Origin of the sequence: Aeromonas sp. s1(2024) (assembly GCF_040908005.1) — a bacterium.
Lineage (GTDB): Bacteria > Pseudomonadota > Gammaproteobacteria > Enterobacterales > Aeromonadaceae > Aeromonas > Aeromonas caviae.
In genome coordinates, this window is sequence record NZ_JBFOCW010000043.1 from 84,130 (window position 1) to 109,842 (window position 25,713).

25 protein-coding genes are annotated in these 25,713 nt (G+C 61.2%); 11 read left to right on the top strand and 14 right to left on the bottom strand.

Annotated elements, in window-relative coordinates; translation table 11 throughout:
- Window positions 1–8: 8 nt before the first annotated feature.
- On the bottom strand, window positions 9–1,220 hold the full coding sequence (locus AB5Y70_RS10230) for an RsmB/NOP family class I SAM-dependent RNA methyltransferase (RefSeq protein WP_043154503.1): 1,212 nt from the start codon (window positions 1,218–1,220) through the stop codon (window positions 9–11).
- Between the two features lie 211 nt (window positions 1,221–1,431).
- On the opposite strand from AB5Y70_RS10230, the gene AB5Y70_RS10235 reads away from it, so the two are divergent.
- The 4 genes from AB5Y70_RS10235 (at window position 1,432) to AB5Y70_RS10250 (ending at window position 5,405) form a co-directional block, all read left to right on the top strand.
- Window positions 1,432–3,399 (top strand): reprolysin-like metallopeptidase, encoded by a 1,968-nt coding sequence (locus AB5Y70_RS10235; protein ID WP_043154505.1) that lies wholly within the window; start codon window positions 1,432–1,434, stop codon window positions 3,397–3,399.
- Window positions 3,396–3,719, top strand: a complete 324-nt coding sequence (locus AB5Y70_RS10240) for a hypothetical protein (protein ID WP_043154507.1) — start codon at window positions 3,396–3,398, stop codon at window positions 3,717–3,719. Before AB5Y70_RS10235 ends, AB5Y70_RS10240 begins: the two co-directional genes overlap by 4 nt.
- A gap of 157 nt (window positions 3,720–3,876) precedes the next feature.
- A complete protein-coding gene (gene pdxH, locus AB5Y70_RS10245) occupies window positions 3,877–4,515 on the top strand; it encodes a pyridoxamine 5'-phosphate oxidase (RefSeq protein ID WP_039039893.1) in 639 nt (212 codons plus the stop codon).
- Between the two features lie 113 nt (window positions 4,516–4,628).
- A complete protein-coding gene (locus AB5Y70_RS10250; RefSeq protein ID WP_223929771.1) occupies window positions 4,629–5,405 on the top strand; it encodes a LysR substrate-binding domain-containing protein in 777 nt (258 codons plus the stop codon).
- Between the two features lie 293 nt (window positions 5,406–5,698).
- On the opposite strand, the gene AB5Y70_RS10255 is transcribed toward AB5Y70_RS10250, so the two are convergent.
- From AB5Y70_RS10255 to AB5Y70_RS10265, 3 genes are read right to left on the bottom strand one after another with little or no spacing between them, the layout of a single operon-like run.
- Complete coding sequence (locus tag AB5Y70_RS10255; protein WP_043154509.1) at window positions 5,699–6,880, bottom strand: M20 family metallopeptidase; 1,182 nt, start codon at window positions 6,878–6,880, stop codon at window positions 5,699–5,701.
- Entirely contained in the window at window positions 6,880–7,329 is a 450-nt protein-coding gene (locus AB5Y70_RS10260) for a hypothetical protein (RefSeq protein ID WP_043154511.1), read from the bottom strand. Before AB5Y70_RS10260 ends, AB5Y70_RS10255 begins: the two co-directional genes overlap by 1 nt.
- Entirely contained in the window at window positions 7,326–8,144 is an 819-nt protein-coding gene (locus AB5Y70_RS10265) for a DUF3100 domain-containing protein (RefSeq protein WP_010673963.1), read from the bottom strand. The genes AB5Y70_RS10260 and AB5Y70_RS10265 overlap by 4 nt, the downstream gene beginning before the upstream one ends.
- Before the next feature lie 260 nt (window positions 8,145–8,404).
- On the opposite strand from AB5Y70_RS10265, the gene AB5Y70_RS10270 reads away from it, so the two are divergent.
- Together AB5Y70_RS10270 and AB5Y70_RS10275 are read left to right on the top strand one after the other, a co-directional pair.
- Window positions 8,405–9,595 (top strand): GNAT family N-acetyltransferase, encoded by a 1,191-nt coding sequence (locus AB5Y70_RS10270; protein WP_043154515.1) that lies wholly within the window; start codon window positions 8,405–8,407, stop codon window positions 9,593–9,595.
- 152 nt (window positions 9,596–9,747) lie between these two features.
- Window positions 9,748–10,254 carry a GNAT family N-acetyltransferase gene (locus AB5Y70_RS10275; RefSeq protein ID WP_010673966.1) on the top strand — a complete coding sequence of 169 codons (507 nt, stop codon included), beginning with the start codon at window positions 9,748–9,750 and terminating at the stop codon, window positions 10,252–10,254.
- A 72-nt stretch (window positions 10,255–10,326) separates the two neighbouring features.
- On the opposite strand, the gene AB5Y70_RS10280 is transcribed toward AB5Y70_RS10275, so the two are convergent.
- Window positions 10,327–10,827: an SRPBCC domain-containing protein gene (locus AB5Y70_RS10280; RefSeq protein WP_010673967.1), complete on the bottom strand. Its 501-nt coding sequence runs from the start codon at window positions 10,825–10,827 to the stop codon at window positions 10,327–10,329.
- A 182-nt stretch (window positions 10,828–11,009) separates the two neighbouring features.
- Between AB5Y70_RS10280 and AB5Y70_RS10285 the strand changes: the two genes are divergently transcribed.
- Complete coding sequence (locus AB5Y70_RS10285; RefSeq protein ID WP_041212649.1) at window positions 11,010–11,450, top strand: GNAT family N-acetyltransferase; 441 nt, start codon at window positions 11,010–11,012, stop codon at window positions 11,448–11,450.
- A gap of 132 nt (window positions 11,451–11,582) precedes the next feature.
- Here AB5Y70_RS10285 and AB5Y70_RS10290 read toward each other — a convergent pair whose 3' ends face one another.
- From AB5Y70_RS10290 to uxaC, 6 genes are all read right to left on the bottom strand, one after another.
- Window positions 11,583–12,203, bottom strand: coding sequence for a bifunctional 4-hydroxy-2-oxoglutarate aldolase/2-dehydro-3-deoxy-phosphogluconate aldolase (locus AB5Y70_RS10290; RefSeq protein WP_043154518.1), 621 nt, complete (start codon window positions 12,201–12,203; stop codon window positions 11,583–11,585).
- Complete coding sequence (locus tag AB5Y70_RS10295) at window positions 12,196–13,143, bottom strand: sugar kinase (protein WP_043154521.1); 948 nt, start codon at window positions 13,141–13,143, stop codon at window positions 12,196–12,198. The genes AB5Y70_RS10290 and AB5Y70_RS10295 overlap by 8 nt, the downstream gene beginning before the upstream one ends.
- A 21-nt stretch (window positions 13,144–13,164) precedes the next feature.
- The gene (locus tag AB5Y70_RS10300; protein WP_049637252.1) at window positions 13,165–13,713 is read right to left on the bottom strand and encodes a YgjV family protein; all 549 of its coding nucleotides are present in this window, start codon (window positions 13,711–13,713) and stop codon (window positions 13,165–13,167) included.
- Window positions 13,710–15,197: a UxaA family hydrolase gene (locus AB5Y70_RS10305; protein ID WP_043154524.1), complete on the bottom strand. Its 1,488-nt coding sequence runs from the start codon at window positions 15,195–15,197 to the stop codon at window positions 13,710–13,712. Before AB5Y70_RS10305 ends, AB5Y70_RS10300 begins: the two co-directional genes overlap by 4 nt.
- Before the next feature lie 9 nt (window positions 15,198–15,206).
- Window positions 15,207–16,670 (bottom strand): tagaturonate reductase, encoded by a 1,464-nt coding sequence (locus AB5Y70_RS10310; protein ID WP_043154527.1) that lies wholly within the window; start codon window positions 16,668–16,670, stop codon window positions 15,207–15,209.
- Between the two features lie 122 nt (window positions 16,671–16,792).
- Window positions 16,793–18,205, bottom strand: a complete 1,413-nt coding sequence (uxaC, locus tag AB5Y70_RS10315; protein ID WP_043154529.1) for a glucuronate isomerase — start codon at window positions 18,203–18,205, stop codon at window positions 16,793–16,795.
- 436 nt (window positions 18,206–18,641) lie between these two features.
- On the opposite strand from uxaC, the gene AB5Y70_RS10320 reads away from it, so the two are divergent.
- The 4 genes from AB5Y70_RS10320 to exuR all read left to right on the top strand — a co-directional run bounded on the left by AB5Y70_RS10320 (window position 18,642) and on the right by exuR (window position 22,408).
- Complete coding sequence (locus AB5Y70_RS10320; protein WP_043154532.1) at window positions 18,642–19,631, top strand: TRAP transporter substrate-binding protein; 990 nt, start codon at window positions 18,642–18,644, stop codon at window positions 19,629–19,631.
- Between the two features lie 44 nt (window positions 19,632–19,675).
- Window positions 19,676–20,197 (top strand): TRAP transporter small permease, encoded by a 522-nt coding sequence (locus tag AB5Y70_RS10325; protein WP_043154535.1) that lies wholly within the window; start codon window positions 19,676–19,678, stop codon window positions 20,195–20,197.
- Window positions 20,197–21,498, top strand: a complete 1,302-nt coding sequence (locus tag AB5Y70_RS10330) for a TRAP transporter large permease (protein WP_043154537.1) — start codon at window positions 20,197–20,199, stop codon at window positions 21,496–21,498. The genes AB5Y70_RS10325 and AB5Y70_RS10330 overlap by 1 nt, the downstream gene beginning before the upstream one ends.
- A 124-nt stretch (window positions 21,499–21,622) precedes the next feature.
- Window positions 21,623–22,408, top strand: coding sequence for a transcriptional regulator ExuR (gene exuR, locus AB5Y70_RS10335; RefSeq protein ID WP_216823192.1), 786 nt, complete (start codon window positions 21,623–21,625; stop codon window positions 22,406–22,408).
- A gap of 557 nt (window positions 22,409–22,965) precedes the next feature.
- On the opposite strand, the gene AB5Y70_RS10340 is transcribed toward exuR, so the two are convergent.
- The 3 genes from AB5Y70_RS10340 to AB5Y70_RS10350 all read right to left on the bottom strand — a co-directional run bounded on the left by AB5Y70_RS10340 (window position 22,966) and on the right by AB5Y70_RS10350 (window position 25,416).
- Complete coding sequence (locus AB5Y70_RS10340; RefSeq protein ID WP_368175996.1) at window positions 22,966–23,517, bottom strand: hypothetical protein; 552 nt, start codon at window positions 23,515–23,517, stop codon at window positions 22,966–22,968.
- A 182-nt stretch (window positions 23,518–23,699) separates the two neighbouring features.
- Complete coding sequence (locus AB5Y70_RS10345) at window positions 23,700–24,815, bottom strand: hypothetical protein (RefSeq protein ID WP_319895072.1); 1,116 nt, start codon at window positions 24,813–24,815, stop codon at window positions 23,700–23,702.
- The gene (locus AB5Y70_RS10350) at window positions 24,802–25,416 is read right to left on the bottom strand and encodes a pancortin-3 (RefSeq protein ID WP_319895074.1); all 615 of its coding nucleotides are present in this window, start codon (window positions 25,414–25,416) and stop codon (window positions 24,802–24,804) included. The genes AB5Y70_RS10345 and AB5Y70_RS10350 overlap by 14 nt, the downstream gene beginning before the upstream one ends.
- Window positions 25,417–25,713 lie beyond the last annotated feature (297 nt).

Here is a 25,713-nt window from a genome sequence, read left to right on the forward strand (position 1 = left end):
GACAGACATCAGGCGATGCGTTCGAGGCGCGCCATGTAGAAGCCGTCGAAGCCGGTCTCGGCCGGGCTGACGTTGTGATCGCCGATCAGGCGGAAGTGCTCGTTGGCGGCGAGGAACTTGTCCACCTGCTGGCAGTTCTCCTCGGGCAGGATGGAGCAGGTGGCGTAGACCAGCAGGCCGCCCACCTTCACCATCTGGCTGTAGCGCTGCAGGATCTCCTCTTGCAGGGCGACCAGCACCGGCAGGCGCTCGGCGGTGTCGCGCCACTTGGCATCCGGGTTGCGCTTGAGCACGCCAAGGCCGGAGCAGGGGACGTCCAGCAGCACGCGATCGGCGCTTTCTTTAAGGCGCTTGACGGTCTTGCTGCTGGTGATGACCCGGGTCTCCACGTTGTGGGCACCGGCGCGGCGGGCGCGCTGCTTGAGGTTCTCCAGTTTCCACTCTTCCACGTCCATGGCCAGCAGACGGCCCTTGCCCTGCATCATGGCGGCCAGGTGCAGGGTCTTGCCGCCGGCACCGGCACAGGCGTCGATGACCCGCATGCCGGGCTTGACGTCGAGGGCCGCGGCCACCAGCTGGGAGCCGGCATCCTGCTGCTCGAAGCAGCCGTCGGCAAAGGCCTGGGTACGGAACAGGGCGGCGTCCGAGGTCACTTGCAGGGCGGTCTCCACTCCGTCGACGGGCACTGTGGTGACATGCTCTTTGGCCAGCATGGCTTGCAGCTCGTCCCGGGTGCACTTGAGGGTGTTGACCCGCAGGTAACGCTTGGGCATCCAGGCCAGGGCGGCACGCTCGGCCGGCCAGGCGTCGCCCAGTTGCTCGCTGCCGAGTTTTTCCAGCCAGGCAGGGCAGCCGTCCATCAGCACGGGGTTCTTCTTGGCCTCGGTCAGGCGGCGGCGGAACGCCTCCTCGTTGAAGCGATCCAGGGTCGGGTGGTTGGGCTGATCTATCTTGTGGAAGGCGTGCCAGCTGTGCAGCAGCGGCCAGACATTCTTCTCCGCCTGACGGACCTGGATGCCGGTGAGGAAGCAGTAGAGGCTGAGGCGGCGCAGCAGATCGCCGGTGACCAGGGCAATCCTTGCCTGTTCTTGCGGTTTGAGTTCGATGCCGGAGAAGTGACGTGCATAGGCGCGGTCGAGGGTAAGACCCTGACCCAGCACATCGTCAACGATGGCAACGACCAGATCCCCGAAACGGGGCAACAGTGGGGACTTGAGCATGAGATTAACCTTGGCCAAAGAAAGAGTGAACCGGCCCCGTCGAAGAGGGGTTCTGGAACGGACAAATCCGCGCCATGATAGGGGCTAGTCTGCATTGGTGCAACCTTCCCCATTCGGGGAATGTACAGAGGATGTTGCTGGACTAATCGGACCAGCGGGCAAATGATGCCGTGGCAGTTCAGGTGAATCCGTTTAAAAAGGAATTAAAAAGATGCAGTTGATGAAATATTCTCCGCTGGCGGTGCTGGTGGCGGGTCTGATGACGTCCGGCAACCTGATGGCCGGCGAGTGGCATACGGTCACGGCGCGGGCCACCGCCGCCGATGGGTACGAGGTGAGGGCCAGCCAGTATCGCATCGTCACCGTCTCTACCGATTACCTGGCTGCCCTGAAGGGGGGCGAGCGCCGCCTGACCTTGCCTCTGCCGGATGGCAAGGAGGTGACCTTCAGCCTGCAACCCTATGATCTGCTGCCGGCGGATCTAGCCGCCAAATATCCCGATATCCTGGCCTTCAAGGGGCACAACGAAGCGGCGCCTGGCGAGACCGGGCGCTTCGATCTCGGTCCCCAGGGATTCCACGCCATGTTCAGCCATGAAGGGAAGATGGTGTTCGTCGATCCCCTTCGCAATGGGGAAGGCTATGCCGTCTATTACCAGCAGGATGCCCACAGCCGGCTGGAAGAAGAGGCGGACAAGGTGATCGGGGGCGAGGCCAAAAAGCTGGCCCGTCAGGTGCTGGTGGATGGCAACGAGCGCAAGCGCTATGTCATCGCCATCTCGGCGGCGGGGGAGTATACCCAGTATCACGGCGGTACCGTGGAGGCGGGTCTTGGCGCCATCACCACCCTGCTCAACCGGGTCAACGAGGTCTACCAGCGTGATGTGGCGGCCGAATTCCAGCTGGCCAGCGGCAACGACACCATCATCTTCACCGACGTGGCGAACGATCCCTTCAATAATGATGACGGCGATATCGATGCCAACATGCAGGTGCAGGCCGATGCCCTGACCAAGGGGCTGGGGGCCTTCGACATCGGCCATGTGGTCAACACCGGTGGCGGCGGCCTGGCGGGGCTGGGCGTACTCTGCACCCCTGACAAATCGGCGGGGATGACGGGCTCCCCCGAGCCGGTGGGGGATGCCTTCTTCATCGACTACGTGGCCCACGAGATCGGTCACCAGTTCGGGGCAGACCACACCTTCAACGGCACCACAGGCAGTTGTGGCGGCGGCAACCGGGAGGCAAGCCAAGCCTGGGAGCCGGGCAGCGGCAGCTCCATCATGGCCTATGCGGGGATCTGCGGAGACGAAGATCTGCAGCCCCACAGCGAGCCCTATTTCCACAGCAAGTCCATCGAGCAGATGCGGGCCCACATGGCCACGGAGCCAAATTGCGGCACCCCGTTGGCGCTGGTCAACAATGCGCCCCAGGTGGCGGCAGGCAATGACTACGTCATCCCTGCGAACACCCCCTTCGTGCTCAAGGGGGCGGGGGCCGATCTTGACAGCGATCCGCTGAATTACACCTGGGAGCAGATCGATCTGGGGACGGAGTCGAGCAGCCCGGCCACCATGGTGGACGACGGCAGCCGTCCGCTGTTCCGTTTCGTGGCGCCGACCAGCGTGCCGGAGCGCACCCTGCCGAGTCTCACCTCCCTGCTCACCAACACCCTGGCAATAGGGGAGGCCTGGCCTGCCACCAACCGGGACCTGAACTTCCGCCTCACGGCGCGGGACGGCAAGGGCGGTGTCGCCAGCGATGACATGAAGATCCAGGTGGTCAACACCGGCAAGGCCTTTGCCCTGACCAGCCCGGTGGTGACCCCCCTGGGGGCGGGCAAGACGCAGACCATCAGTTGGGAAGTGGCCGGCACCAATGCCGCCCCCATCAACTGCAGCAAGGTGGATCTCTTCATGACCCGGGACGAGGGGGCAAACTGGACTTCCCTTGCCAGCGGCAAACCCAACTCGGGCTCGGCGAGCGTCACCATCCCGGCGGGCCAGGATGGCACTGCCCGTTTGAAGGTGGCGTGCAGCGACAACATCTTCTTCGCCATCAGTCCCCTCAAGATCTCGGTCACCCAGCGCGGTGAAGAGGGGGGAAGCGGTGGCGGCGGTGCCCTCGGCTTCTGGACCCTGGCCCTAGCGTTGCTGGGCTGGCAGCGGAGGCGGGCATGAGACTGGCCGGGGTGCTGCTGCTCACCCTGCTCGGCGGTTGTCAGGCCGATGCAGACACCCTGGAGCAGGCGGTCAGCGCCAGCCTCGCCAGGCAGGATTACCGGCTGATCGTGCGGGCCGGGCGCGGCGAGGTGGCGCCCGGGATCGCGGCGGATCAGCAGGCGGCGGCCAAGGCCCGCTGCGGCGTGCGCTATCTCGACGGATTCGGGGATGTCATCAAGCCGGATCAGAAGGAGGCCCATGCTAGGCTGAGCGCCTATGCGGCGGACTACAACCGGCGCATGCTGGCCCATTGCCCGCCGATTGACGGCAAGCAGTAGGCTGACGGTCATCGGCATAAAGAGGGAGGCATGAGCCTCCCTCTCTTTTTGCTCCGCCATTTGGCCGCCCCGAGGCTTGTACCCATGGCGCGCTCGTCGCACAATGCCTGCACCCATCGCCGCACGGGCGGCAGAGAAAGAGAGAAGGAAAATCAAGATGATGGATGTGGCTGATCTGCGTCGCGAATACACCAGGGGTGGACTGCACCGGGCCGATCTGCCGGCCGAGCCCCTCACCCTGTTCGAGAAGTGGCTGGCCCAGGCGTGCGAGGCCAAACTGACCGATCCCACCGCCATGGTGGTGGGCACCGTGGATGCTGATGGTCAGCCCTGGCAGCGCACCGTGCTGCTCAAGCACTACGATGCCGAAGGCATGGTGTTCTACACCAACATGGGCAGCCGCAAGGCGCATCAGCTGGAGGGCAACCCCCGTATCAGCCTGCTCTTCCCCTGGCACACCCTGGACAGACAGGTACACGTGACCGGTCGGGTGGAGAAGATGAGCACCTTCGAGGTGATGAAGTATTTCCACAGCCGTCCCAAGGATAGCCAGATCGCCGCCTGGGTCTCCAAACAGTCGACCCGCATCTCGGCCCGTGGCGTGCTGGAGGCCAAGTTCCTCGAACTCAAGCAGAAGTTTGCCAATGGCGAGGTGCCGCTGCCGAGCTTCTGGGGTGGTTTCCGGGTGCGCATCGACACCGTCGAGTTCTGGCAGGGCGGGGAGCATCGTCTGCACGATCGCTTCTATTACACCCGCGAGGGGGACGGCTGGCACATCGAGCGCCTGGCGCCCTGATGAACATCGCCCGGCTCAAGAACTTCACCGAGATAGTGAAGAACAACTTCAACATCTAGGCGACGGCGGAGAAGCTCTATACCTCCCAGCCGACCCTCAGCAAGCAGATGAAGATGCTGGAAGAGGAGCTGGGGCTGGCCAGGGGAGTGGTGGCCCAGGTGGAGCAGATTGGTCAGCTTTCCCTCGGGGATCAGCTGGCCACCAGCGGGGTGCTGCGCATCGCCACCACCCACACCATGACCCGCTACAAGCTGCCGGCGGTCATTACCGAATTCTCCCGCCGCTACCCCGAGGTGAGCATCCAGCTGCATCAGGGAGCCCCTGCCCAACTGGCGCAGATGGCGCAAAACGGGGATGTGGAGATGGCCATCGCCACCGAGTCCATGCACCTGTTCGACGAGCTGGCGACCGTGCCCTGCTATCGCTGGGGGCGCAGCGTGGTGGTGCCCCACGGCCATCCGCTGCTGGACTGCCAGCCGCTGGCCATGGCGGATCTGGCCCGGTATCCCCTCATCACCTATGTGTTCGGTTTCACCGGCCGCTCCAAGATGGACAAGGCGTTCGGACGCCATGGCCTCAGCCCCCGCATAGTGCTGACGGCCACCGACAGCGACATCATCAAGCACTATGTGCGCCTGGGGATGGGAGTCGGGGTGATCGCCACCTCGGCGTTCGACGAAGGGGACAGGGAGAGCCTGGTCTGCCTCAACATCGATCATCTGATCGCCTCGAGCGTGGCCCATGTGTGCCTGCGCAGGCACGCCCACCTGCGGGACTACATGTACGACTTCATCCACCTCTATGCCCCCCATGTGAGCCGGGAGACGGTGCAGCTGGCGCTGCTCAACCAAGGAACGCCCGCCCCGTCTGCGACCCTGCCCTGGCTCTGAAGGCCGTCAGGGGGGCCAATGGCCTCTCTTTTTTGTGATAAGTGGTGTCCTGCGCTGCCTTTTCCCGGTGATCCCTCTCTCCCGGCTATCGTGGTCACCATATTGACGGCGCTCCGGGTGCCGAGCCGCAGTTCGCCATCATCCAGCATGGCCTCGGGGTGCGGCAGTCCCCTTGCTGCTTAGGGGGTCGGGTCGTCAGATTGACGAAGGTCTGGGCACCGATCAGCAGGCAGTCATCATCCGGGTAGTAGGGGATTGACGTGGTGCTGGTAGTGGCAGATCCCCCTGGCCCGTCAGTCGACCCTGGTCGCCAGATTGACGAAGATCTGGGCTCCCACCAGTAGGCAGTCGTCGTCCAGGTAATAGGGGTTCGCGTGCAGGTAGTTGCAGATCCCCTTGGCCTGATTGCCGCTGCCGAGGAAGAACATGGCCCCCATGCGGCTTGGCGTGGCGTTGATCATGTAGCTGAAGTCCTCGCTGCCGGTCATGGGCTGGCCCTTTGCGTTGATCCCGTCGCTGGACAACACCTCCGAGGCGGCTTGTTGCAGGCGCTCGCAGGCCTGGGGGTGGTTCTCCACTGCCGGGTAGCCGGCATGGACCATGGTGGTCTTGAAGCCGCGCAGCTCGCTCTGGGCGATGATGTCCCTGAAGCTGTTTTTCAGGATCTGGTCGGTTTCGGCGTCCATGGCGCGGATGGTGCCACGGGCCTGCACATGATCGGCGATGGCGTTGGGAATGGTGCCGCCGTTGATCATGCCGCAACCAAAGACCGCCGGGCTGAACGGGCTGGTGCGCTTGGCGACGATGTAGTCCATATCCTCGATGATCCGCACCGCCTCCCGGATGGCATCCAGCCCCTTGTGGGGGGTGGAGCCGTGGGCGGAGATGCCGTGCACATCGAGCGTCCAGGCAGACCCCCAGGAGGACATGACCCCCTGGTTGAACTTGATGGTGCCCGTCTCCATGGCGCCGTCGTTGTGCAGGGCATAGACCTCGTCCACCCCCTTCATGCAGCCAAGCTCCACCATCTTTTCGGCCCCGGGGACGCGCATGTCCTCTTCCGCCATCTGGAAGATGAAGCGGACGTTGTACCGCAGGCGATCGCGGTTGGCGGCCAGAAACCTGGCGGCGGTCAGAGCGATCGCCATGTGGGAGTCGTGGCCGCAGTTGTGGGCCATCCCCTCATGGGTGGATTTGAACGCCACCTCGCTCATGTCGTGCATCTCCAGGCCATCCATGTCGGCACGAAAGGCAATGGTGGGCAGGGTGGGGTCGACCGCCAGATCCCCGTGAAAACCGGTGAAGCCGGGATACAGGGTGATCCTGTAGCCGAACTCTTCCATCAACCCACGGCAGTAGGCAGAGGTCTTGAACTCGGCCCCGGAGTATTCCGGGATGCGGTGCAGGTGGTGGCGCACTTCGTAGCTGAAGTCGCGCAGGGCCAACAGGTCAGGTTCGATATGGTAGTGGTTCATCAGATGATCCCTTGAATGGAGAAACCGAGCTGGGCAACCAGGGAGGCGCCAAAGAAGCAGCAGGTGGAGACGACCATGAAGATGAGGATCACCTTCCACGACATCTTCTTGAGCTCCTCCAGCTGACCGCCCACCGAGAGGCCGGCGAAGGCCAGGAGCGGCACGCAGCAGGAGAGGAAGGAGATCTTGGCCACGGCATCGATGAAGAGGCCGCGCACCGGGGTCTCGGGCAGGCAGATGAGAATGCCGATGATGGTGGCATAGGCAAAGGCCGGCAGGGAGGAGGGCAGGTAGCGCTTGGTCACCAGGGAGGCGAACACCACCAGGGACATGGCGATGAAGCTGTCCCCCATCTGCCACAGCGGCAGGCCCGAGGTCAGGGTCTGGGTGAACATGGCCAGCAGGATCGCCAGGAAGACGAAGCGCATATCCATCACGATGCTTTTCATGCTTTCTCTCCTTTGGCGGTCAGGGCATAGATTTTTTCAGCGAGCGGCAGACCCAGATAGGTGAGGGAGAGCGCTCCCAGGGCCGACGAGAGCAGGTTCGAGGCGGCGGCGATGCTGAGCACCTGCTGGGCCATCGCCTCATCGAGGCCGTTGATGAGGGCACCGGAGGCGGCGCTCAGCATGGAGCCGGATCCCACGCCGGAACCGGCGGCCAGGGCCAGGGGATGCAGCCCCGTGAGGGGGGCAATGCTGCCGAGCACGCTGAACCAGAGGGTGCCGATGACGGAGCCGCACAGGTAGATGGCGAGCACGCCGATGTACTCCTGGGAGCCGGTGCCGAACTTGCCCTGGATCACCGCGACCGAGGGTTCACGGCTGATGGAGGAGCAGGCCCCGATGGCGCGGCGGCCAAAGCCGAACTTCACCGCCAGCGGAATGGCGATGAGGATGGGCAGGAGGTTGCCTATCTCCTGCAGGAAGAGCGGTACGCCGACGCTCAGGATCATCTTGAGGTTGGGGATGATCATCCCCGCATACTGGGTCCCGAGGATCAGCAGGCTGAAACCCACCATCTTGCCGCAGAAGCCCTCTTCTCGCTCGGTGAAGAGCCTCTTCCAGCCGGGAATGCGATCCTTGACGGGCTTGGCGGAGACGATCATGCCGATGATGACGGCAAAGAGCATGGGCAGGATGGGGATGATGGCGATGCCGAGTCTGATCTCCTGCTTCCCGATGAGGGATTGGGCCACGAAGATCAGCAGGGCGGTCGCCAGGGTACTGACTACTACCGTTTTGAGTGGGCTGGTTGGCTGCATAGTGTGTTCTCTTGTTATCCGTTGTCCTTCATGGGCGTCTTTGGTCACGCCATGATGGGGGCATGATAGGAAGCGAGGAGGGGAAGGAATGTGACCGCCATCAAGTCAGCCATATGGCATTTTTTCATGGGGTATGCCGTTTAACCATGGTAAACATATGGTTTAACAACTCATTGGCAGCTGCTTATGCTGCCTCAGACAGGAGTGTGGTGCCGCCCGGGCACCCGGTGCCTGATCCGGGGGGGGATGTGGGGGAAGGAATGGATCTGTTGATAGAGGGCGCGCTCTGGCGCCCCTCCTGGCAAGCGGCGTTGCAGGCCTGGCAGCACCAGGGAAACCGCTGGTGGCTGCTGCTTGGCAAAGGGGAGGCGAGGGAGATGGCACCTTGGGCGGCCAGCCCGCCAGATGGCATTCTCCTTGCCCGCGACCTGCTTGCCGCCTGGCTGGGTGAGGCCGCCTCCCCGCTGATGGTGACACAGCCGGACCGGCAGATCCTGATCGCTGCCTCCGGCTCCCTGCTGACCCTGGCCAGAGAGAGCGGCTTGCTCACCCTGGGGCCCGCGGGGGCGGATCACCGCCTCGGTGCCGATGACGACCTCGGGGTTGCCCTGCAACGCCTGCTTGCCCGCCGCCTGATGACCCCGGTGCTGCGCGAGCCTGGCGGGCAGGACGCGCTGGTGCTGCGCCCCCTGCTGCCCGGCGATGAGAGCGCCATCCTGCGTTATTGTTCGGATGCGGCGCTCGCCCGCTATACCCTCAACATCCCCCACCCCTATTCGCCGGAGGCGGCGCGGGACTGGCTTGCCCTGAGCGGGCGCAAGGCTGCTCTCGGGCTGGGATGCACCTGGGCCCTGACTCTGCCCCAGGGGCGTGAAGACGAGCCCGCTCCCCTGGTCGGCACCCTCTCCCTGCACTGGCACGGGGAGCTGGCATGGTGGGTCGGCGTGCCCTGGCAGAACAGGGGGCTGGCCACCCGGGCCGCGAACCTGGTCAGGGCGTTTGCCTTCGAACAGTGGCACCTGCCTGCCCTCACCGCCCGCCACATGCCGGGCAACCTCGCCTCAGGCCGGGTGATGGAAAAGACTGGCATGCACCATGACGGGCGTCGGCCAGATCCGGCCGATGGCGCCCTCGAGCTCGATCACTGGCGGCTGGATCGCCCGGCGCGCCTGACGGATGCACGCAAAGAGGCGCTGGCCCCCTGGCTGGATGACGAGGAAGTGGTCGTGGCCATACTGCACGATGAGGGGGTGGCGCTCTTCATGGCGGGGGAGGCGACAGAGGGCGAGCAGACACTCAGCGGGCTGACGGTGCGGCGCTATCCCCTGGCCATGCTGGCGCCAGAGGCACCCGGGGTGCAGGCCCATGGTGGTGGCGCCCTGCTCAAGGAGTGCGGGGATCTGGGCCTCGCCTATCTGCGGCGATTGCGACAGCCTGACGACGGACGCTGATGGCTTGCGCAAGGGCGGTCATCGCGAAGCCTGGTGCGGGGTCTGTCAGGCGTTTTCCTGAGTCCGCCCTCCCATTTTCAGACAAAGGCAGTGAAGAGGCGCCCCACTTCTGTGGAATAATGGCCGCCCTGCTGTACGAGGAGTAACGCTGTATGTTGAGAACCGAGCGTCCCGGCGACATGCTGCCAGTCTATGAGCTGGTGAGTGCCGCCTTTGGTCGTCCCGACGAGGCCGAACTGGTCAACCGCCTGCGAGAATGTGGGGCCGCCGTGGTCACCATGGTCGAGGAGGAAGAGTACGAGTTCATGGGGCACCTGATGCTGAGCCCGATCACCATTGAGGGACAGGAAGGGCCCTGGCTGGGACTGGCACCCGTGGCCGTGCATCCCGACTGGCAGGGACAGGGCATTGGCTCGGATCTGGTGCGGGAAGGGCTGGACACGGCACTGGAGATGGACTGGAAGGCGGTGGTGGTGCTCGGGGATCCCGCCTACTACGCCCGTTTCGGCTTTCGGCCTGCCAGCGACTTCGGCCTGCACTGCATCTACGAGGTGCCGACGGAGTGTTTCATGGCGATGGAGTTGCAACCCGGCGGGCTCGACGGGGTAAGGGGCGAGGTGCTCTATCACCCCCTGTTCGATGAAGAGCCGGTGGAGTGACCGCCTGCCCATCCATGAAAAAGGACCCTGAGCGGGTCCTTTTTCGTGCCATGCCCATCGCTTGAATGGACGTCACTGGGCCAGTGATTTCAGCTGCTGCTTGCCCGGCGGGTTGTTCCAGTCGATGGGGCCGTGGGTGAAACGGTACTGAAGCCTCGGCAGACTCAGTTCCAGCCACTCCTCCCGGAAGTAGGCATAGCCCTGGTCCCAGTCTGGATCCTGCGCCCAGCCGGTCTGCAGGAAGTGGAGTCGGGTGCCCTGGCCCTCCGGCACGAAGCGCAGGCTGACCTGGGTCTTCTGCTGACGAATGTGGGGAAACTGGGGAGGGAAATTCCAGCTGAAGCTGAGCAGATCATGGGGCATGACCGCCATCACCCGGCACCCTTCGCTGCCACGCTCGCCGAGGGGAGCATCGGGTCTGAAATAGATCTCGAACGGCCCGTTGGGTTCCGGGACCATGAGGCACTCCGGCGCCAGAAAACTGCGCAGCCCGCTCTCCGTGGTCCAGGCCCGCCAGACATCGTCAATGTGGGCGGGTACCAGAATACTGCCTTCAATTTGCTTGTTATCCATAAATCAGTGAACCTCAAACCAGTCATGGACGGGACCTCGGCAGTATAGCCCCTGAGGCGATAAAATAGGCAGCCCTGTGTCACACGGTTACGTATTCAAGAGGGTCCACATTGCCGATTTGACAGCACGGCGGGATCCATCGAGAGTGGGAAGCGACAAGCACGCAACGCAAGGATGGTGTCATGATCAGAATGATGACGGAAGCTGACGAGCCCATGCTGGCGCAGCTCTTCCTCAAGGGAAGGCGCCAGGCCTTCCATTGGGTTGATCCCGCCCTGTTCCGGCTCGAGGATTTTGCCGAGCAGACCCGGGGCGAGGAGATCTGGGTGGCGGAGAAAGGGGGCAGCCCGTGCGGATTCGTCTCCATCTGGGGGGCCGAGAGCTTCGTGCATCATCTCTACGTGGTGGCGGACTGGCACGGGCAGGGCATGGGGCGGGCCTTGCTTGCCGCCGGCTTGGCCGGGTACCCCTCCCCGGCCTCCCTCAAGGTGGCCATGCGCAACACCACGGCGATGGCTTTCTATCATCGCCTGGGCTGGGAGAACACCGAAGAAACGGGTCATTGCGACATCACGGGGCCCTGGCGCAGGCTGGTGTTGACGCCCGATGACGCAGGGGAATAAGCCGCTGGCAGACTGCGGCAACCGCACCGCACATTGATCTCCAGCCCTGGCAGGGCATAAAGAAGCCACTTCGCGGGAAGTGGCTCTTCAACACATCGGGGGAGGACAGACCTTCCCCTAGTCAGCGGATGATCACAGGGCCGCCACGGCCTCTCTTACCAGGGCGGCCAGCTCTTCCCACCTGCCCTCGTCGATGAGCTTGGCCGGCACCATCCAGGTGCCGCCGCAGGCGATCACGGCATTCAGCCCCAGATACTCCTTCAGATTGGCCGGCGTCACGCCGCCGGTGGGCATGAAGCGCACCGGATAGACGGCGCCCAGGGCCTTGAGCATGGCGGTGCCGCCAGACTGCTCTGCCGGGAAGAACTTGAGGTGGCGCAGCCCCATCTCCATGGCCTGCTCCACCAGGCTGGGGTTGTTGACCCCGGGGATGATGGTGACGTTCTTGTCCAGACAGTACTGCACCGTGGTCGGGTTGAAGCCGGGGCTGACGATGAAGTCGGCGCCCGCCGCAACGGCCGCATCCACCTGCTCGCGGTTGAGCACGGTGCCGGCCCCGATCAGCAGATCCGGGTAGGCCGCACGCATCTGGCGGATGGCCTCTGCGGCGGCGGGGGTGCGGAAGGTCACCTCGGCGGCGGGCAGGCCATTTTCCACCAGCACCCGGGCGAGGGGGACGGCCTGGGCAGCATCTTTCAGCGCGATGACGGGGATCACCTTGAGGGCTTCGAGGCGGGCGATGAGATCAGACATGGTGCGTTTCCTTGAGTGATGGCATGTGGGAGGGGGGAATGATGGCCCCCGGATACTGGATGACGGCCGCCGCCAGGCGGTGGCCTGCCCGGGCGGCGTCGGTGACGTCGGCCCCTTGCAGGCGTGCGGCGAGATAACCGGCGCTGAAGGAGTCGCCCGCCGCCGTGGTGTCGATCACCTGTTCGGCGGCCAACCGCAGGGCGGCGATTTCGATCCGCTGCGCTGCCGTGACCACCAGGCAAGGCTCAGAGCCGCGCTTGACGACGATCTCGCCCACCCCGAAGCCCTGGCTGCGGGCGAGGCAGGTTTCGACCTCCTCGTCGCCCCAGAGCGCCTGCTCGTCATCAAGGGTCAGCAGGGCGATGTCCGCCAGGCGCAGGATGGCGGTGTAGGCCTCTTTGGCGGTCTCCTTGTCTTGCCAGAGGCGGGGGCGGTAGTTGTTGTCAAAGGCAATTCTGGCCCCCCGGGCGTGCGCTGCGGCGAGTCCTTCCAGCAGGCGCTGGCGCGAGGCGGGCGGCAGTATGGCCAGGCTGATGCCGCTCACGTAGACAAGATCGCACTGGCCCAGGGCGGCGAGAATGGCCTCGCCCTCGGGTTGCGCCAGCCAGTAGCGGGCGGCGGCGTCGCTGCGCCAGTAGGTGAACGAGCGCTCGCCGTCGGCCGCGGTGTCGATGAGATAGAGACCGGGGGCCTTGTCAGCCAGGCGCTGCACCCAGTCGGTGTGGATGCCCTCTTGCTGCCAGGCGGCCAGCATCTGGCTGCTGAACCCGTCTTGGCCGAGGGCCGTGACGTAGTGCACCGCGAGCGCCTGGCTACCCAGGCGGGCGAGATAGAGGGCGGTGTTGAGGGTGTCGCCCCCGAAACCTTGTGCCAGCAGGCCTTGCCCGGCTCGGCGCAGCTCCACCATGCATTCGCCGATGACGGCTATCTGTCGGGTCATGGTTTCGACTCCTTGCAATCGTTACAGGGGGTTCGCCAGGGGATGACGCCACATGCGATACATGGTGTGGCAGTTGACGAACAGGAAGGTGGTCTCAATCAGGCTGCCGCCGATGGAGCCGATCAGTATGTTGTGGCTGGTCCAGCACAGGCCGCCCGCCAGCATGCACAGCCGCAGCGCCAGCCCGCGGGCCCGGAACAGGCCCCAGGTGCCGATGGTGGTGCCGATGATGGGGAGCCACTGCACCGCACTGGTGATCCCGGGGATGCCCAGTACCCACACCAGCACGAGGAAGAAGAGCATCACCCAGGGGCTGCGGGTGCGCCCCGAGGCGATGGTGCGACCACAGCTGAGGGCGGCGCTGAGAGCCGCCGTGCTGGCACCCATCAGCAGGAAGTGGACCGCGATGGCCCCCTGGTAGAGGCACAGCCGCCAGCGAAAGCGGCTGTCGTCCCGTTGCAGGAAGGCGCTCACCCCGACCAGCATGGCGGCAAGGCCGATGCCTTGCGCCAGGGGCTGTTGTTCAATCAGGGTCCAGACCGGTTGCAGCCAGCCAAGCTCGAGACTCACAGGGTGACACCACTCTTGAAGATGGCCAGCTCCCGGAAGTCGTTGCGCTCGTTGCAGGTCGGCTTGCCGTTGGCGATGTCGACGATGAGGTCGATGAACTGGGCGAGCAGGCTGCTCATGGGGGTGCCCTCAATCAGGGTGCCGGCATTGAAGTCGATCCAGTGCGGCTTGCGCCTGGCCAGATCGCTGTTGGTGGCGAGCTTGACCGTGGGGGCCGGGCCACCGTAAGGGGTGCCGCGCCCGGTACTGAACAGCACCATGTGGCAGCCCGCGCCGGCCAGGGCGCTGGTGGCGACGGCGTCGTTGCCCGGGGCGCTCAGCAGGTTCAGACCGGGGCGCTGCAAGCGGGCGCCGTAGGGCAGCACGTCCACCACCTGGCTGTGCCCCGCCTTCTGGGTACAGCCGAGGGATTTCTCCTCCAGGGTCGAGATGCCGCCCGCCTTGTTGCCGGGGGAGGGGTTCTCGTAGATGGGCTGCTGGTGGTCGATGAAGTACTGCTTGAAGTCGTTGACCATCTGCACCGTCTTGTCGAAGGTCTGCTTGTCCTGGCAGCGGGACATCAGGATGCGCTCGGCGCCAAACATCTCCGGCACCTCGGTCAGCACCGAGCTGCCCCCGTGCTGGATCACGTAGTCGGAGAAGCAGCCGAGCAGCGGGTTGGCGGTGATGCCGGAGAGGCCGTCCGAGCCGCCGCACTCCAGTCCGAATTTGAGCTCGCCGAGCCGACCGGGTTGGCGCCTGTCTTGCTGCATCTGCGCGAGCAGCTCGCGCAGCAGCCCCAGCCCGTGCTCGACCTCGTCATCGTGCTGCTGGCACACCATGAAGCGCACACGGGCGGCATCGATCGGGCCCAGGGTCTCCCTGAAGGCGGCGATCTGGTTGTTCTCGCAGCCCAGCCCCACTACCAGAACCCCCCCCGAGTTGGGGTGGTGCACCAGGTTTTGCAGCAGGGTGCGGGTGTTGAGGTGGTCCTGACCGAGTTGGGAGCAGCCGTACTGGTGGCTGAACAGGTGCACCCCGTCGATGGCGCCGAGATCGGTGTCGCGCTCGAGCTGTTGCTTCATCTGCTTGGCGAGGGCGTTGACGCAGCCCACGGTGGGCAGGATCCACAGCTCGTTGCGAATGCCGACCTGGCCGTCGTGACGGCGGTAGACCTGGATCTCCCGGTCCGGCAGCGCGGTGCTGACGTCGATGAGCTCCGGCTGGTAACTGTACTCGTCGAGATCGCTGAGGTTGGTGGCCAGGTTGTGGTGATGGATATGCTCTCCCGCCGCGATGGCGCGGGTGGCGTGGCCGATGGGCAGACCGTACTTGATGATCTGATCCCCTTCACAGAGGCCCACCAGCGCCAGCTTGTGGCCGCGGGGGAGGGGGTTACTCAGGGTGAAGGAAACACCTTCGTGCGCTATCTGCTCGCCGGCGGCGAGCTCTCTCAGGGTCACCAGCACATTGTCGGCGGGGTGGATGCGAATCACGGCTTGCATGGACACTCCTTAGCAGCAGGCGGCCAGCGCCGCGCGCAGGCCCTGCTCGCGGATCTGGGTCAGGCAACAATCGACCCGTTCGACCAGGCCGGGCACCTCGCACAGGGACTGGCCCCAGTGGGCCTCCTGGCCGAGCACCTCTTGCACCAGGGCAAGCTGGGGGATCTCGCCGCGCTCCACCGCAGGCCAGAGGCGGGCGTAGGCGTCGAGCCAGGGTTGATCGTCCTGCAGCGGATAGGCGTGTCCGTTGCGCTCCCCGCGATAGAAGGCGAGCAGGGCGGCGAGGGCAAAGCTCAGGCGCGGCGCCAGGGTGCCCTGCTGCTGTTGATAGGTCAGCAACTGCGGCAGCAAACGGGTGCGGAACTTGGTCATGCCGTTCAGGGCGATGGAGAGCAACTGGTGCTTGATGAAGGGGTTGCGAAAGCGCCCCTGCACGTCGCGGGCGAAGGAGAGCAGCTCTTCTTGCGGCAGGCTCAAGGTCGGCACTATCTCATCGCGCATGATGCGCTCGACGAACTCGCCAATCTCCTCGTCGGCCATGGCCTCGCCCACCGTGTCGAGCCCGGCCAGGAAGGCGACCGGTACCAGGGCGGTGTGGGCGCCGTTGAGGATGGCGACCTTGCGCTCCTTGTAGGGCTTGATGTCGTCGACGATTAGGATGTTGAGTGCCTGCCCGGCGGGCAGCTGATCGAGGCAGAGGGCGCTCGCCAGCCATGCAGGCCCCTGGATCACCAGCAGGTAGAAGTGCTCGGCGGTGACCACGAACTGATCCTGATAGCCAAATTGCGCCTGCAGCTCGGCGTGCTCGTCCCGGGGGAAGCCGGTGACGATGCGATCCACCAGGGTGGAGCAGAAGGTGTTGTGTTCGCGCAGCCAGGTCTGGAAGGCCTCTGGCAACTGCCACTGGGCGGCGTAGCGCAGCACCAGCTCGCGCAGGGCGTCGCCGTTGTAGTCGATGAGCTCGCACGGCAGCAGCACCCAGCCCTTGTCGGCGGCGCCGTCAAAGTGACTGAAGCGCTCGAACAGCAAGCGGGTCAGCTTGGCCGGGAAGCTCGCGGGCGGAGTGTCGTCGAACTGGTCGTCGGCGTGATAGCTGATCCCGGCTTCCGTGGTGTTGGAGAAGAGGAAGCGGATATCCGGGTTGCGCGCCAGTGCCAGCACCTCGTCGAACTGGCGATAGCAGCTCAGTTCGCGGTTGACGCTGCGGATCAGGCGCTGGGTGCTGATGGCCTTGCCGGACTCGTCCAGCCCGCGGATGACGGTGGTGTAGAGGCCGTCCTGAGTGCTCAGGCTGGGGGGAAAGTCGCTGTCGATGGGGCGCACTATGACCACGCCGGCGTCGAGGCGGGTGTGCTCGTTGAGCAGGTCCAGCTGCCAGTCGATGAAGGCGCGCAGGAAATTCCCCTCGCCAAACTGGATCACGCGGTCCGGATATTGGGCCCCCGGGAAGGCATCACGATTCAGGCGTTGCATCTTGTTGTGGTCCTCATGGGGCTGTGCCCCTGTGGCGGATATGGATGATGGGCGCGGTTTGACCCATGGAATGGTCCGCTCCGGCGGCGGGACATGCCCGCCGCCTCATTTTTTATTTCTGGTCAGTTCAGCTCGATGGCGAAGTAGTCGCGGGCGTTGTGGAAGCAGATGTTCTCCACCATCTGGCCCAGCAGCGCGAGATCGGCCGGGGCCTCGCCGTCCGCGACCCAGTGCCCGATCATGCGGCACAGGATGCGGCGGAAGTATTCGTGACGGGTGTAGGAGAGGAAGCTGCGGCTGTCGGTCAGCATGCCGACGAAGCGACTGAGCAGGCCGAGCTGGGCGAGCTGGGTCATCTGGCGCTCCATGCCATCCTTCTGATCGTTGAACCACCAGCCCGAGCCGAACTGCATCTTGCCGGGGAGGTTGTCCCCCTGGAAGTTGCCGATCATGGTGCCGAGCACCTCGTTGTCCCTCGGGTTCAGGCAGTAGAGGATGGTCTTGGGCAGCGTCCCTTGCGCGTCCTGGGCGTCGAGCAGACGGGAGAGGGCCTTGGCCACGGGAGCGTCGTGGATGGAGTCAAAGCCGGTGTCCGGCCCCAGGGTCAGCAGGCGGCGGCTGTTGTTGTTGCGCAGCGCCCCGATGTGGTACTGCTGCACCCAGCCGCGCCTGTGGTATTCGCTCGCCAGATAGAGCAGCACGGCGGTCTTGAAGGCGGCCACATCGGCGCTCTCCAGCACGATGCCCCCCAGACGGCGGGCCAGCATGGCGTCGAGCGCCTGTTCGCCGGCCTGGCCGAAGGGCACTTCGTCCAGGGCATGGTCGGCAATCTTGCAGCCGTGTGCGGCGAAGTGATCCAGCCGCACGCCGAGGGCCCGGGTCAGATCGGCAAAGGTGCGGATCTGGATGTCGCTGACCCGGCCGAGTTCGGCCAGGTAGTCAGCAAAGCCATGGGCGTCGATGTTGAACGCCTTGTCCGGACGCCAGCTCGGCAGCACCTTGATGTCGAAGCCGCCGTCGGCCGCGATGGCGGCGTGGTGGCGCAGATCGTCGACGGGATCGTCCGTGGTGCCCACCATCTTGACGTTCATCTGTTTCATGATGCCGCGGGCCGAGAAGTCGGGCTGGGCCAGCTTGTCGTTGCACTGGTGCCAGATGGCCTGTGCGGTCTGCGGCCCCAGCAGCTGGCCCGTGATGCCAAAGGGCCGCTTGAGCTCGAGATGGGTCCAGTGATAGAGGGGGTTGCCGATGGTGTGGGGCACGGTGCGGGCCCAGGCCTCGAACTTGGCGTAGTCGTCGGCATCCCCGGTGCAGAAGCGTTCATCCACTCCGTTTGAGCGCATGGCGCGCCACTTGTAGTGATCCCCCTTGAGCCAGATCTCATACAGGTTGGCGAAGCGGTGATCCTCGGCAATCAGCTGGGGCGGCAGGTGGCAGTGATAGTCGAAAATGGGCTGTCCGGCGGCGAAGCCATGATAAAGCTGGCGCGAGAATTCGGTATCCAGCAGAAAGTCATCGGTCATGAAGGCGGTCATTCGCTTGCTCCCTACGAGAGTGCTCGGTGAAGTGGAGATAGTTGTTGGACCAATTATTCTCATTGCCAGACATCTCGTCCAGTCACCATATTGAAAAAACACCGGTCGGCTCACAAAATCGTCGAATTAAACCATTTTGAGTCTCAAAGAGGGCCTTCAATGGTGCCTAACAGGGTGAGAAAGAGCGGGAAAGAGGATGAAGAGGCTGGATGAGAGGTTTGTATGACACCTTTTTACTCTTGTGGATCGGGAAAATGTGACCTGCGTTGGGTTTATCACAGCCCATTTGTGGGGGTATGCCGTTTTTGTGATGGTTCTCAACATTCATAGATGTTCTACCAATTACAGTGTGCATCACAAAGATGTAGGACATTAAGACTGACTCCTCAGGGAAGAGGTCTAGCAGATAAACGCACACACTTGAGGTCCCGCTCCAATGAAAATGAAAACCATCGCCGCCGCCATCCTGATGGCCGCCCCCCTGGCCCTGACAGCCTTCTCTTCCCATGCCATGGAGAGAGTGACGCTGAAGCTGGCCCATAACCTGGACACCAACCATGTGGTACACCAGGCGTTGGCCCAGATGGCCAAGGAGATCAGCACCGCCTCCGACGGCAAGATGAAGCTGCGCATCTACCCGGGTGGCCAGATGGGCGGTCCCCGTGAGACCCTGGAGTTGCTGCAAAACGGCGCCCTGGACATGACCAAGGCCAGTGCCAGCGAGATGGAACCCTTCTCGCCCGCCTTCTCCATCTTCAGCCTGCCTTACCTGTTCAAGGATCAGGCCCACTTCAACAAGGTTATTTACGGCCCCGTGGGCGAATCCATGATGGCCCAGACCCGTGACAAGGGCTTCGTCTCCATCGCCGCCTACGTGGCGGGGACCCGCAGCTTCTACGCCAACAAGCCTATTCACACCCCGGCCGACATGAAGGGGATGAAGATCCGGGTGGTCGCCACCCCCACCACCATCAAGCTGATCGAACTGCTGGGTGCGGCCCCGGCCCCGATCCCCTTCGGTGAGGTCTACACCGCACTGCAGCAAGGGGTCATCGACGGCGCCGAGAACAACGAGCCCTCCTACGTGCAGACTCGTCATGTCGAGGTGGCCAAGTTCTACGCCGAAGATCAGCACACTTCTGTGCCCGATTTCCTGGTGATCTCGAGCAAGGTGCTGGACAAGCTTTCCGACGAGCAGAAGGCCATCCTCACCACTGCCGCCAAGCACTCGGAAACCTACGAACAGGAGCTGTGGGACAAGGAGGTCGCGGCATCTCGCAAGCAGGCGACCGACGCGGGGGCCACCTTCATCCAGGTCGACAAGGAGGCTTTCCGCACTGCGCTGGCCCCCCTGTATGACGATTTCCGCAAGGATCCGATACGCGGTGAGTGGCTCACCAAGATCGAGAATGAAGCCGGTCAGTAATCATGAGGGGAGGGCGACGAGATCGCCCTCCCGGGAGAACCGCAATGCGTCTTGAAAAGTTCAAGCAACCCATCGACAGGTTGCTCGCCGGGTTTACCGTCGCCGTGATGGCCATGCTGGTGGTCTGCGTGGTCTGGCAGGTGTTCAGCCGCTACGTGCTGGCACAGCCGAGCACCATGACCGACGAGATAGCCCGCTTCAGCATGATCTGGGTGGGATTGCTGGGAGCGGCCTACGCCACCGGCAAGCGTCGCCACCTCAGCATCGACCTGTTCGTTTCCGACCTCAAGGGAGGGCGCAAGCTCGCCAACCAGCTGTTCGTGGATCTCTGCGTGCTGCTGTTTTCCAGCGGCGCCATGGTGTGGGGCGGCCTGACCCTGGTGACCAAGGTCTACAGCACCGGCCAGGTCTCCCCGGCCATGCAGTTGCCGATGGCCTATGTCTACGCCGTGCTGCCCCTGAGCGGCCTCATCATCAGTTATTACTGTGTGCTCTTCATGCTGGAGACCCTGCTCGACAGTCTGGCGCCCACCCCCGATCTTGCCCCCTCAGAGGAGAACATCTGATGGATTGGACCATAGCCCTGGTCATGTTCGGCTCCTTCTTCGTGTTGGTGTTCGCGGGCGTGCCCATCTCTTTCTCCATCGGCCTGGCGACCCTGGCCTCCGGCATGATGATGCTGCCGATGGAAACCATCCTTGCGGTGGTCGGCCAGAAGATGGCCACCGGCCTCGACAGCTTCTCCCTGCTGGCGATCCCCTTCTTCATCCTGGCGGGGACCCTGATGAACTGCGGCGGCATCGCCCAGCGGCTCATCAACTTCTCCCAGGTGCTGGTGGGCCGCATGCCGGGCTCGCTCGGCCACGTGAATGTCATGGCCAACATGCTGTTCGGCTCCATCTCGGGGTCGGCGGTGGCAGCCGCGGCCGCGGTGGGTGGCACCATGGCCCCCATGCAGAAGAAGTCCGGCTATGATCCGGCCTATTCGGCGGCCATCAACGTGACCTCCTGCATCACGGGTCTGCTGATCCCGCCCTCCAACGTGCTCATCATCTATGCCCTGACCGCCGGCGGCATCTCGGTGGCCACCCTGTTCATGGCCGGTTACGTCCCCGGCATCCTGATGGGGCTCAGCATCATGGCCGTGGGAGCCATCATCGCCAAGCGCCGTGGCTACCCGGTTGCGGAGCGACCCTCCTTTGCCATGGTGATGCGCGCCTTCTGGGATGCCATCCCCAGCCTGCTGCTGGTGGTGGTGGTCATGGGCGGGATCCTGGGGGGCATCTTCACCGCCACCGAAGCCTCCGCCATCGCCGTGGTCTACACCTTCGTGCTCTCGGTGCTCATCTACCGCGAAGTGAAGTTCAAGGATCTGCCGGCCATCATGCTGGACTCGGTCATCACCACCGCCATCGTGCTGCTGCTGATCGGCATCTCGGTGGGCATGTCCTGGGCCATGACCAATGCGGATATCCCCTACACCATCAGTGACGCCTTGATGAATGTCTCCGATAACCCTCTGGTCATCCTGCTCATCATCAACGTGATCCTGCTCATCGTGGGCGTCTTCATGGACATGACCCCGGCGGTGCTGATCTTCACCCCGATCTTCCTGCCCATCGTCACCGAGCTCGGCATGGATCCGGTCCACTTCGGCATCATGATGATCTTCAACCTCTGCATCGGGCTCTGTACACCGCCGGTGGGCAGTGCGTTGTTTGTGGGGTGTTCGGTCTCGGGGGTCAAGCTGCAGGCCCTGATCCGGCCCATGCTGCCCTTCTTCTTCGTCTTGCTGCTGAGCCTGATGGCGGTGACCTACATACCGTCACTCAGCCTCTTCCTGCCGGGACTGTTTGGCATGCATTGAGTCATGAGAGAGCAAGTGAGCCCAGGGCTCACTTGTTCATTTTCATGTAAATTGGTATAACAAGTTACCGTATCCGGGGGACAGTCCCGGCACTTGAAGAGTATGAGGCTGGGGTGTGAGTGAGATGAATATGGACTTGGTTGAATCAAAGCGTCTCTATCAGAAAGTCGCCGCCGAGCTGAAACAACGCATTGCCAGCCAGCGTTATCAAGTTGGCGAGCGTCTGCCGGCCGAGCGGCTGATTGCCGAGGAGATGGACGTGAGTCGCACCGTGGTGCGCGAAGCCATCATCATGCTGGAAGTGGAAGGGCTGGTGGCGGTGCAGAAAGGGTCCGGGATCCACGTGATCGCCCGGGAGAGCCAGTATGCCGAAGCGATTCCCACCCTGGATGACGCCCTGTTGACGGCGGGCCCCTTCGAGCTGCTGCAAGCCAGGCAACTGCTGGAGAGCAACATCGCCGAGTTTGCCGCGACCCAGGTGACCAAGCAGGACATCATGGAGCTGCTGAAGATCCAGGCCCTGGCCCGCAAGGAGGATCGTGCCCGCGATTCGGAGTGGGACAAGCAGTTCCATATCCAGGTGGCCAAGGCGACCCAGAACTCCGTGCTGGTGATCCTGACCGAGCAGCTCTGGCTGCATCGCGAGCGCAACCCCTACTGGCGCAAGCTCCACGAGCATATCGACGACAAGGCTATCTCCAGCTGGTGCGACGATCACGACCAGATCCTCAAGGCCTTGATGCGCAAGGATCCGCAGGCGGCCAAGCTGGCCATGTGGCAGCACCTGGAGAACACCAAGCAGATGCTCTTCCAGGCCACCATCTTCGATGACGAAATGGAGGATGACCGCTACCTCTTCTCCGAAAATCCCGTCGTTCATCTGACCCAGCATTCCACTGCCAACGGCTAGTGGAAAGTTCTCGGGGGCGAATCCTCGAGGCTGTTTCAACCCCATGGAGGCGCTGGGCTGATGGCGTAGCCCAGAGCTCCCGGGCAAATTGCCGTTCCACTCGCCGGTTTTTGCTGGCCGCATCACCTGGATGCTGGCCCATGTCAAATGCAGTCACGACCCGCAGAGCCTTTGGCCCTTGGTCTGGAGATGCACAGCACTCGCGGGGCGGATACATCCTCTGAAGGCGAGAAAAAGGATACAAAAAGGGCCACTTCTTGCGAAGTGGCCCTTTCCAAACGTTTGGTGGAGTTCTTTATACCTAAGATTTATCGATCGAATGAACGAACTGATTATTTTTAATTAAAACAATCCATTACAAGGAAAGTCTTTTAAACTAGGAATTTTTTTAGGTAAATTTGTTCTGTTTTTCCACGGTCTGTGGACAACCCCCCCCGCATAGGGGATGACTTTTTTCCTGATTTTACATAGTTGGTTTTTGAGTGAACTTCTGATGAGTTGCTCGCTTGTAGCCAACGTTAGGCCGGTCTTACCCTAGATACAGGTCGATTCTCTTTCTAGACCTTCAACGCCCTCAACACCTCCTCCACGGCTGCCAACCGTCCTCGTAAGGACAGAAATTCCTGACTGGTGTGCCTGAGCACACTATTAATGGTTGCCTCTAGCGCGGGGAAATCTGGTCGTAGCTCGTTGTATTCGGCGAACGTGGCCTGGTATTCCTGGAGCTCAAATCGATAAGAACGCGCCCTGGCCTCCAGCCCCCTGAGCCCTTCATTTCTGGCCTCCACGACAGCCTTTTGCTCGACCGGAGTTACCGGAACCTCTGAGCTTGGTAGATCTTCCTGAAAAGTTACCTTATCAAAAAGCGGTGTTTTGACGTAATTTGGGCGAAACCATTTATTGCCCACACTGCGCCTATTCAAAAGACCCATACCGACCAACTTGTTCAGATGGCGGTATATGAGTCCATAGTATTTATGTTTTGATGGGCGCTTGAACTTGTCACCAAATACCGCGATTACGCACTCCTGTGCAGTGAAATCGTTCAGCTGTAACCGAATTAGTGCAGTGTAGAGTACGGTTGGAAGCCACACAGTTTGGGAGCCCATAGGTAACCCTCAGTCTCGAAAGACAACAATTAGTAGGAATCAAAATCAGGGTGAGGATTATAGTCCTCATCATTGGGTCAGACAACCTGAGAAATAATAGTAAGATCCTACGATGTTACTCATTGGCCCCATTGGGGCCATGGTTAAAGGCGGTAATATTTTTCGGGAAATTAATTGTTTGCTTAAATATAAATAGATTTGTAGACTAATTTGTTTATATCTTTCTCTCTATCATATGGGTACAGATCTCGATAAACAGAGGCTGCCAAGTCAGAAACTTCCTTGCTAAGAATCTCAAGAGCATCATCTTTTTCAACATTATTGAAAATAGACTGAACCTCATCTGGAGATTTTAGTGAATCTCTCAGCGTTTTATCATCCTTTAACTTTTGTAGCCAGAGATCAAGCTTGTGAACAAGTAGCAGGGGAAAATATTCAGGACATGTCAGTTGAGCATCCATGTGATACGCAATGCTAGTTAAGTCAAAGCTTGTAAGCTTTTTGGCTACTTTCTTTTTATAATCTGGCATGTCAGCCACAATATTCTTCATCAAACGGACTACCTTTTTAAGGTTCCCTCCATAACTATGGTCTTTGTCATCAACTTTCTTAATATGAAGAAATGGTTTATTTTCGATAAACTCATGCTTTTCTTTATCGTAAATTCTAACGCTGCGATCATACTGTTGACCTGAGCGCTGATAATCATGAGAGTCATGCCAACAGCTTGGCACAATATCAATCTTTCGAGCCAGGCTCCCCCCACTCATTGATATGGATTTCTTATTCGAGCAGTCTACTGTAGCTTGATAGTATCTGCTTGTCAGTTTAACTTCTGATGCCAATCGAATGTCTTTTACTTGATCGAGCATGGGCCTTTTGTCAGGAGCATCAGTATAGTTAGTTGATGGAAGAACTGGTAGTTGGACGAGGATTACATCTTTTTTAAGAATCAACATATCGACATCGGAGTGTCCTTCAATATGAATATCTAAAGCGACAGAACCTTGAAGCCTGAATTCAGTATTAATCCGGTCGGTTTCGAGCATGCTAACCAATGTATTAGCTACACGCTCTCCTTCATCGATTGAAACTTGTGTTGATTTAGAACTCACTGGTGCCATCGCACCAATTACATACTTGATTGCATCACTGTCTTTGACCTTTTCATAATTTTCCTGTGGACGATAATCATATGCAGATGCTAGTCCTGTGTAGCCTTGATCAAGTGCATAACGCTGAGCTGTACCCTGACGCCTTTCCTTCAATTTTTTCAAACGGTCACTAAAGTTGATCATTTTCACCTCGCGTCAGGTACATTTTTCCGAAAGTTCGTCTACCATTACTATTAAAATATGCAGCTTCACCAGAAGTTAGATCCTTATCAAAGATAACTTCACAGTAACCTCTATGTGAGTTCAACTCATGGAACTGAGATGCATCAGGAGAGTTACTATAACTATAATGAAGAACCCAGCCACCACGAGTCCCTGATTTTTTTGCAAGAGTTGCGGTATAGCTTTCGCTGGAGCTTTGTTTGGTTTTTAAGTTTATAGATATCTTTTCCCAAGTCTGCTCAATATCAATTTCAGCTTCCCAGTTATACTTTATAACACCGTCATCTTCGGAGAGCGTTTCACCTCTGACAGACCAAACACCATTTAAATCTGGAATTTTTAACAGTGGTACTTTTTTCCACACATAGTTATTAAAAACCCAATGTAAGGCAAAATATATAGCAGCAGTTGAAACTGTTGCTACAGACATAAAACTGAGACCTTCTACTTGGTGCAACCATAGAATAACGCTTGATATCAAACCAGTAAGGATAACTGACAAAGATCCGAGATATCGACCTACTGTAGCTCTGCTATGACCAAAAACAGCGTAATCATGCATATGCCCATCCTTTCATGCGTATTAGCATAACCCTGCTATTCATCGCTCTTTATTGGCTTGTGCCAAGATGCTGGCAGCCAGGGTCTTTGACGTTTCGCTGTACTTGCTGCTTTGTAGCACCATGGAGGCAAATGTCTCCATTTCAGCCCCAGTTTGCTTCCCAGCCCTAGCCTGAGACAGCGCGGAAGCCGCAAGGGAGCGCGCAGTGGCAGAGGAGGTTATATCGTTGAGCACTTGCCCAGCAAGTGTTGCGACTCTATCGGAAGTAGTTTTGCTGTTCGTTGTCATAACTATATC

Excerpts from the sequence above, each read along its gene's own strand:
- AB5Y70_RS10235 (WP_043154505.1), top strand. The coding sequence starts at position 1,432 with ATGCAGTTGATGAAATATTCTCCGCTGGCGGTGCTGGTGGCGGGTCTG.
- AB5Y70_RS10310 (WP_043154527.1), bottom strand. The coding sequence starts at position 16,670 with ATGCAACGCCTGAATCGTGATGCCTTCCCGGGGGCCCAATATCCGGAC.
- AB5Y70_RS10340 (WP_368175996.1), bottom strand. The coding sequence starts at position 23,517 with ATGGGCTCCCAAACTGTGTGGCTTCCAACCGTACTCTACACTGCACTA.
- AB5Y70_RS10280 (WP_010673967.1), bottom strand. The coding sequence starts at position 10,827 with ATGGATAACAAGCAAATTGAAGGCAGTATTCTGGTACCCGCCCACATT.
- AB5Y70_RS10240 (WP_043154507.1), top strand. The coding sequence starts at position 3,396 with ATGAGACTGGCCGGGGTGCTGCTGCTCACCCTGCTCGGCGGTTGTCAG.
- exuR (WP_216823192.1), top strand. The coding sequence starts at position 21,623 with ATGAATATGGACTTGGTTGAATCAAAGCGTCTCTATCAGAAAGTCGCC.
- uxaC (WP_043154529.1), bottom strand. The coding sequence starts at position 18,205 with ATGACCGCCTTCATGACCGATGACTTTCTGCTGGATACCGAATTCTCG.
- AB5Y70_RS10270 (WP_043154515.1), top strand. The coding sequence starts at position 8,405 with ATGGATCTGTTGATAGAGGGCGCGCTCTGGCGCCCCTCCTGGCAAGCG.
- AB5Y70_RS10295 (WP_043154521.1), bottom strand. The coding sequence starts at position 13,143 with ATGACCCGACAGATAGCCGTCATCGGCGAATGCATGGTGGAGCTGCGC.
- AB5Y70_RS10330 (WP_043154537.1), top strand. The coding sequence starts at position 20,197 with ATGGATTGGACCATAGCCCTGGTCATGTTCGGCTCCTTCTTCGTGTTG.
- AB5Y70_RS10290 (WP_043154518.1), bottom strand. The coding sequence starts at position 12,203 with ATGTCTGATCTCATCGCCCGCCTCGAAGCCCTCAAGGTGATCCCCGTC.
- AB5Y70_RS10260 (WP_043154511.1), bottom strand. The coding sequence starts at position 7,329 with ATGAAAAGCATCGTGATGGATATGCGCTTCGTCTTCCTGGCGATCCTG.
- pdxH (WP_039039893.1), top strand. The coding sequence starts at position 3,877 with ATGATGGATGTGGCTGATCTGCGTCGCGAATACACCAGGGGTGGACTG.
- AB5Y70_RS10265 (WP_010673963.1), bottom strand. The coding sequence starts at position 8,144 with ATGCAGCCAACCAGCCCACTCAAAACGGTAGTAGTCAGTACCCTGGCG.
- AB5Y70_RS10250 (WP_223929771.1), top strand. The coding sequence starts at position 4,629 with ATGCTGGAAGAGGAGCTGGGGCTGGCCAGGGGAGTGGTGGCCCAGGTG.
- AB5Y70_RS10275 (WP_010673966.1), top strand. The coding sequence starts at position 9,748 with ATGTTGAGAACCGAGCGTCCCGGCGACATGCTGCCAGTCTATGAGCTG.
- AB5Y70_RS10325 (WP_043154535.1), top strand. The coding sequence starts at position 19,676 with ATGCGTCTTGAAAAGTTCAAGCAACCCATCGACAGGTTGCTCGCCGGG.
- AB5Y70_RS10285 (WP_041212649.1), top strand. The coding sequence starts at position 11,010 with ATGATCAGAATGATGACGGAAGCTGACGAGCCCATGCTGGCGCAGCTC.
- AB5Y70_RS10255 (WP_043154509.1), bottom strand. The coding sequence starts at position 6,880 with ATGAACCACTACCATATCGAACCTGACCTGTTGGCCCTGCGCGACTTC.
- AB5Y70_RS10305 (WP_043154524.1), bottom strand. The coding sequence starts at position 15,197 with ATGCAAGCCGTGATTCGCATCCACCCCGCCGACAATGTGCTGGTGACC.
- AB5Y70_RS10345 (WP_319895072.1), bottom strand. The coding sequence starts at position 24,815 with ATGATCAACTTTAGTGACCGTTTGAAAAAATTGAAGGAAAGGCGTCAG.
- AB5Y70_RS10320 (WP_043154532.1), top strand. The coding sequence starts at position 18,642 with ATGAAAATGAAAACCATCGCCGCCGCCATCCTGATGGCCGCCCCCCTG.
- AB5Y70_RS10230 (WP_043154503.1), bottom strand. The coding sequence starts at position 1,220 with ATGCTCAAGTCCCCACTGTTGCCCCGTTTCGGGGATCTGGTCGTTGCC.
- AB5Y70_RS10350 (WP_319895074.1), bottom strand. The coding sequence starts at position 25,416 with ATGCATGATTACGCTGTTTTTGGTCATAGCAGAGCTACAGTAGGTCGA.